Source organism: Archangium sp. (assembly GCF_036389735.1).
GTDB lineage: Bacteria > Myxococcota > Myxococcia > Myxococcales > Myxococcaceae > Archangium.
Genome location: NZ_DASVWK010000820.1, coordinates 1 through 4,516, shown reverse-complemented (window position 1 = coordinate 4,516; position 4,516 = coordinate 1). Strand labels below are relative to the sequence as shown.

Genomic DNA, 4,516 nt, shown 5'->3' with positions numbered 1-4,516 from the left:
GCCATCGGTACAGCAGCATTTTTTTGGGAGATTGCAAGCTTGGGAAGGCTTTGGTTCTCGGCTTCAATCGAGCATCTATAGCTTCAGGGCCGAGCGATTGAACATTGGTATTTCAGGCTTTGGCAGTGAGGTTGATCTCCGCTCGGATGCAAGCAACCTGCCCCAGGTGCTGCACGTGCTGCAGAGCACGAACCCAGCCCGATTCCAGCGTTACAATGGACTCGTCAAGCGTGTTTTCCCACAGGTGGAATGGATAAACGTTCGGCCCGTAGGAAATAAGCAAGTCGAAATCCTCGTCTGGCCGGTGGAGCCGAAAACCGAGCGGGCTGATCTCGCCGTTCCACTATCGGAAAGTGGCACGGGTATCAGCCAAGTGCTGGCCATGCTCTACGTGCTCGTGACCGCCGAGAGCCCACGTACGATCATCATCGATGAGCCCAACAGTTTCCTGCACCCAGGCGCAGTGCGCGTGCTGGTTGAGATCCTTCGTGAACACCCGCAGCACCAATACATCATCTCCACGCACTCTCCCGAATTGATCGCGGCCAGCAATCCTTCCACGGTTCACATCCTTCGCCGCACCCAGGGCACGACCCAGGTCGAGTCGGTGGACACCGATGAGGCACGCCACCTCCGAGCCCTGCTGCTGGAGGTCGGCTCGCGTCTCTCGGATGTCTTCGGGGCCGAGAGTGTCCTCTGGGTGGAAGGACCGACCGAGCAGCTCTGCTTCCCGCCGATCGTTCAGCAACTCCTGCGGCGATCTCTTGCCGGCGTGAGCATTGTAGGCGTTCTTCACACTGGAGATTTCGACGCGAAGAAGGACACACGCTCGGTGTTTCGCATCTACGAGCGACTCACTCAGCAGGGAAGTGCGCTGCTTCCCCCTGCTGTCGCCTTCATCTTCGATCGCGAGATCCGACCGGATAAGGAGCGCGAGGATCTCGTGCGCCAGAGCCAGGGGAGGGTCCACTTCCTCGGCCGGAGGACCTACGAGAATTACCTCCTTCACGCGGGTGCCATCGCTGCCGTCCTGAACGAGTGTCCGCCCTTCACAGAGGAACCGACCACCCCCGAGCGTGTCCGCGAGTGGCTCGATGCGCACATCCACGAGCCGAAGTATTACGGCAAGGCGAAGACGCAGAACTACCCACAGGACATCGACGCGCCGAAGCTCCTCGATGACCTCTTCAATGAACTCTCGGAGACCCGCCTCTCCTACAACAAGGTCGAGCACTCGCTCGCGCTCACGGAGTGGCTCCTCGCGCACGCCTCCGAGGAACTGAAGGAGATTGCCGAGCTCCTTGGCCAGGTGCTGCCGCAGCCGACCTGAGTGCGGGCCACGAGACGAAGGGACCTATCGCGGGGTCGAGTGCGAGCCCTACGAAGCCCTCTTCGAAGACCCCGCGCCCTGACCCCGCATGCCCCCGCTGCGCACGCTCCACAGCGGCGCTCCAGGTGAATCACCCTCCGTGGACTCGACCTTGAAGAAGGCGGTGATGTGGCGGAGCTCCTGGGCCCGCTCGCTCATCACCTGGGCGGTGGCGGCCAGCTCCTCCGAGGCGCTGGCGTTGCGCTGAGACACCTGGTTGAGCTGGGACATGGCTGACGTCACCCGCTGGACCTCGGCGGACTGTTGCTTCGAGCCCTGGGCAATCTGTTGCACCAGTGTCGACGTCCGCGCGATGCCCGGAACGATCTCCCCGAGCAGCCGCCCCGCTCCCTCCGCGAGCCGGACACTGCCGGACGCGAGCACGCCAATCTCCGCGGCCGCCACCTTGCTGCGCTCGGCGAGCCTGCGCACCTCGCTCGCGACGACCGCGAAGCCCCTGCCGTGCTCTCCGGCCCGAGCCGCCTCGATGGCCGCGTTGAGCGCGAGGAGATTCGTCTGATAGGCGAGCTCCCCGACGATGCCGATCTTCTCGGCGATCTGCCTCATCGCCTCCACCGTCCCCTCGACGGCGCGCCCTCCCGCCAGCGCATCCTGGGACGCCTTGGCGGCCACCGCTTCGGTGAGGGAGGCGCTCTCCGCGTTGTGGGTGGCGGAACCGGCGATGCTCTCGACGGAGAGGGAGGCACTCTCGACGTTCGCCGCGGACTCGGTGGAGCCGTGGCTCAGCACGTGCGCGGTCGCGCTCACCTCGGCGGCGCCGTGGGCGAGCACCTCGGCCGAGCTGCGTGTCTGGTGGGCGACGTGCGAGAGCTGGGTGAGCATCTCGCGAATGGCATACAGGACGCTGTCCGGGTCCAGGTTCTCGTCGGCGATGCGGGCCGTCAGGTCTCCCTGGGCCACCTGGTGGGCGATCCGCGTCACCTCGGCGGGCTCGCCTCCGAACCTGCGGAGGATCCGCCGGGTGATGAGGGTACCGAACGCGAGCTGGAGCACGAGCGCCACCTGGAGACCGAACCCGATGAACATGTAGCGGTACATCCGCCCGAGGTGCAGCAGGCGGTTGCTCTCCGTGCGCTGGTCGAGCAGGGCGAAGAAGTCCTCGATGGGCTTGAGGATGACGGCCTTGTCCGCGTGGTAGCGCGCATCGTGCATGATGCGGATGGCCAGCGCGGGGTCGGGCTCGCCCTCGCGCCCATCCTCGAAGAAGCCCTTCACGGCGTTCATCGCGCGGGTCTCGGTCTTCACCAGCGCGTTCGAGTGGTCTTCCGCCTCGGCCAGCCTGGCGAACTCCTGGGACGTGAAGCCCAGTTCCCGCATGAGCTCGCGCAGGGACACCGTGCGCCCGTCCGCTCGCGGCTTCCTGCCATCCCGTACCGCCAGGACATCCCAGTACTGCTGCTCGTACCTCGGGTCGCCCGTCACGACGTACGTCCGGGCGTACTTCGTCAGGTCCTCGGAGCTCTGGCGCAGCTCGTTCGCCAGCAGGTAGGACTCATACCGGATGTTCGCGCTCCGGACCGCCTCCTGCGTGCTCGAGAAGAGCAATCCCGCCACGATGACCAGGCTGGTCACCAGCAGCATGTAGATGGCATGGGTAATCCACAGAAGCTTTCGGATGCTCACGGCTTTCCCCCTGGCGTCCCGAGGATAGCGCGCCTTGTCCGGGTGAACGAAAAGCAGGCAGCCGTCCGAGCCCAGGGGGTCCGCGCCCCCCGCGCTTGCCCAGCCGGGCGGGCGCGGCTGCCCTGCCTTGCCGGGTACCGTCCAGAGGCACACGTTTGCTCCGACGGAATGGGCTCGGGAGGGACGGGATGCTGCAACCGTTGATGGCACTGCTGACCGCGGTGGGCCTGGGCGCGGCCGGGGAAACGACAGGCCAGCCGAGCTGTACGGTCCAACTCGAGGCCGGAGCGACCGTCGTCGCGACGCAATCCCAGTGCGACGAGCTGATGCGCCTGCGGAGGGAGCGGGAGCGGTTGCGCGGGGAGAGCGCCACGGGAGGCTCGGGGGAGGACGTGCTGACCGAGCTGCCGAAGCCGGCCGAGGTCCCCGAGACGAAGCCCCAGCCCGACGAGCGCGCGGTGTCCGAGGAGCTTCGCGCCCTGCGCGCCGAGGTGGACGAGCTGCGCCGGGCGGTGAAGCAGGCCGAGACCCGTGCCGCCGTGCCCCCCGAGCCCGTGAAGACAGTGGAAGCCCAGCCGGTGCCCGAGACATCCCCCTCCGAGCGCGAGGAGGCGCTGGAGCTGCTGCGCAACACGGACATGCTGACGGTGGTGAACGCCGACCCGGCGGAGCGCCAGGTGTTGGGCGAGGTGAACGTGGCCAACCGCACGCAGACGGGCGAGGTGGGCTTCATCCTCGAGCCGCAGGTGCGGGTGGGCACGCCGTGGAAGGTGGAGTTCGGCGCGAGCGCCCAGGTGCGGAACCTCTCGGGCGAGGAGCAGGGCACCACGGGCTCGGTGGGGGCGTACGCGCTCGGGCAGCTCGTGGAGGAGAAGCGGGTGGTGCCCCAGGTGTCGCTGCTGGGCTCGGTGACGAGCCCGCGGGGGGACGAGGGCGTGAGCGCGGAGGCGCGGGTACTGGCGACGAAGCAGTTCGGCCAGACGCGGCTGCACGGCAACGTGGGCTACAGCGTGCGGCAGGACGCGGCGGACGACTACCTGCTGGGGCTGGCGGCGGACCATCCGATTGGGGACCGGCTGCTGCTCCAGGGGGACGCGTACTACACCAATCCGCTCGGAGCCGAGGAGGCCTCGGTGAACGCGAGCGTGGGCACGGGCCTGCGGGTGGGCTCCTCGTTCGTGGTGACGGGGGCGGTGGGGGTGAACGCGAGGTCCGAGGACGTGGCGCCTCGGCTGCTGTTCGGGGTGCTCGGCCGCATCTGAGGAGGAAGGCCATGGAGAGCTGGACGAGCCCCGAGAAGAGCCTGTCGACGAACGAGCTGGTGCGCCGGGCGATGGCCGAGGCGCGGCTGTTGGCGAAGGCGGAGCTGCTGCACGCGAAGGTGGAGCTGGCGCAGGAGGTGCGAGCGGCGCGCTTCTCGGCGGCCTTCCTGGGCGGCGCGGCGGCGCTGTCGCTGGTGGGGCTGACGCTGCTGCTCACCGCGGGCGCGGATGCGCTGGCCCT

Annotated in this window: 4 protein-coding genes; 3 read left to right on the top strand and 1 reads right to left on the bottom strand. The window is 67.6% G+C overall.

Annotated elements, in window-relative coordinates; genetic code table 11:
* Positions 1-1,330, top strand: a 1,330-nt coding sequence (locus VF794_RS29220; protein WP_331116054.1) for an AAA family ATPase, incomplete at its 5' end; no start/stop codon positions are given.
* 48 nt (positions 1,331-1,378) lie between these two features.
* On the opposite strand, the gene VF794_RS29215 is transcribed toward VF794_RS29220, so the two are convergent.
* Positions 1,379-3,013, bottom strand: a complete 1,635-nt coding sequence (locus VF794_RS29215; RefSeq protein WP_331116052.1) for a methyl-accepting chemotaxis protein — start codon at positions 3,011-3,013, stop codon at positions 1,379-1,381.
* 188 nt (positions 3,014-3,201) lie between these two features.
* Between VF794_RS29215 and VF794_RS29210 the strand changes: the two genes are divergently transcribed.
* Both VF794_RS29210 and VF794_RS29205 read left to right on the top strand, forming a co-directional pair.
* Positions 3,202-4,275 carry a hypothetical protein gene (locus tag VF794_RS29210; RefSeq protein ID WP_331116050.1) on the top strand — a complete coding sequence of 358 codons (1,074 nt, stop codon included), beginning with the start codon at positions 3,202-3,204 and terminating at the stop codon, positions 4,273-4,275.
* A gap of 11 nt (positions 4,276-4,286) precedes the next feature.
* The coding region (locus VF794_RS29205; RefSeq protein ID WP_331116048.1) for a phage holin family protein at positions 4,287-4,516 on the top strand (230 nt) is incomplete at its 3' end.

Excerpts from the sequence above, each read along its gene's own strand:
- VF794_RS29210 (WP_331116050.1), top strand. The coding sequence starts at position 3,202 with ATGCTGCAACCGTTGATGGCACTGCTGACCGCGGTGGGCCTGGGCGCG.